The 709-nt window shown below is 39.6% G+C and carries 1 protein-coding gene and 1 pseudogene; both read right to left on the bottom strand.

The window, feature by feature from the left end; genetic code table 11:
• Positions 1 to 170 (bottom strand): annotated as a pseudogene (locus GMD4S_RS13945) (lactate oxidase); the annotation flags it as partial.
• A gap of 242 nt (positions 171 to 412) precedes the next feature.
• A partial coding sequence (locus tag GMD4S_RS09855; RefSeq protein WP_000740895.1) for an orotate phosphoribosyltransferase occupies positions 413 to 709 on the bottom strand: 297 nt, incomplete at its 5' end.

The following is a 709-nucleotide window of genomic DNA, read 5'->3' as shown; positions in this document are numbered from 1 at the left end:
AGTTTGTGGTTAAAGGCACGGATGTTCTCGCGTAAAGTGAAAGTATCCTCTGCTCCACTAGCGATATAACCAAAGGCAGCTTTAGGAATGACTTGTTGCGCCATTGGCTCCAAATCATAGGTGTTAATAAAATCTACAGGTCCTTCTGCATTGCTTGTTTTATATGACATAAAGTGTCCTCCTTATTAAGTAAGCGTTTACTTTATCTTACATTAACTATCTTACTTCTTTTTCAGAATTTTTTCAAAAATTTTGTCTGGAAATTTCAAACTGATTATCTGAATATGCCCCAAAAAAGAGAGGACTCTCATTCTACCATTATCCTATATTCATCTTACCTTTAGGAATCATAGTTTTATTGCCTATATGCAAAAAATCAGGTAATCCTAGTGACTACCTGATTTTCTATGTTTTAGGCATTTTGCCAATTTTCTTGGTCTTCTTTAAAGCGTTTTAGGAGGTCGAGTCCTTCTGGCGTGATGTAACCTTCTTCTTGGGCTAGGTGGATCAGTTCACTGTAGTTAGAAAGCGTCACCAATTTCACACCTGCGTCTGCGAAGTTCTTATCTGCTTTCGGCAATTGGTAGCTGAAAATCGCTACGACACCAAGAACATCGGCTCCTTCGCGTTTAGCAGCTGCTACGGCTTCAAGAACAGACCCTCCAGTTGAAATGAGGTCTTCAACAACAACCATCTTTTGCCCCTGAGC

The organism is Streptococcus sp. GMD4S, assembly GCF_000296955.1.
This window is presented reverse-complemented; position numbering and strand designations above follow the sequence as displayed.